The organism is Bradyrhizobium sp. PRIMUS42 (assembly GCF_023006515.1).
Lineage (GTDB): Bacteria > Pseudomonadota > Alphaproteobacteria > Rhizobiales > Xanthobacteraceae > Bradyrhizobium.
This window is the reverse complement of record NZ_JALBGZ010001466.1, coordinates 1-614: the sequence shown is the minus strand read 5'-3', so window position 1 is coordinate 614 and position 614 is coordinate 1. Positions and strand designations below refer to the sequence as shown.

Sequence of the window (614 nt, the reverse complement as noted above, 5' to 3'; positions counted from 1 at the left end):
CAAGAGCATGGTCGAACAGCGCGCGCCCCGTCGAACGGCCCGCGCCGCTGGAGAGCACGTTGCGAGCGCGGTGCCTCAGCCGTTGGCCGTATTCGAGCTGGCGCAATTCGTCGGCGACGCCGACCAGCACGTTGGAATCTGTGCCGATACCGAACGCGCCGCCGGCATCGAGGAATTCGCGCGCGGGAAAGATGCCGTCGCCAAGGCTCGCCTCGGTGATGGGGCAGAGGCCGGCAACTGCGCCGGTCCCGGCGAAGGCGGCGACTTCCTCATTCGTCATATGCGTCGCGTGAATGAGACACCAGCGCCGACCGATCGGCGCGTGATCCAGCAGCCATTGCACCGGGCGCCGGCCTGACCAGGCCAGGCAATCCTCGACTTCCCGGACCTGCTCGGCGGCATGGATATGCACCGGCCCGCCGTCGGCCAGTGGAATGATCGCCGCAAGCTCGTCCGGCGCGACCGCGCGCAGGCTGTGCGGCGCGATGCCGATATTGGCGCCTGGCAATTCCGCGATGACCTTGCGCGAGGCGTCCATCAGCGCCGCGAACTGATCGACCGAGCAGATGAAGCGGCGCTGGCCGGCATGCGGCGCCGCGGCGCCGAACGAGCCG

Annotated in this window: 1 protein-coding gene; it reads right to left on the bottom strand. The window is 69.2% G+C overall.

What is annotated here, in order from left to right; all coding sequences use genetic code 11:
- The coding region (locus MOV75_RS41105) for an amidohydrolase family protein (RefSeq protein WP_247008580.1) at positions 1-614 on the bottom strand (614 nt) is incomplete at both ends.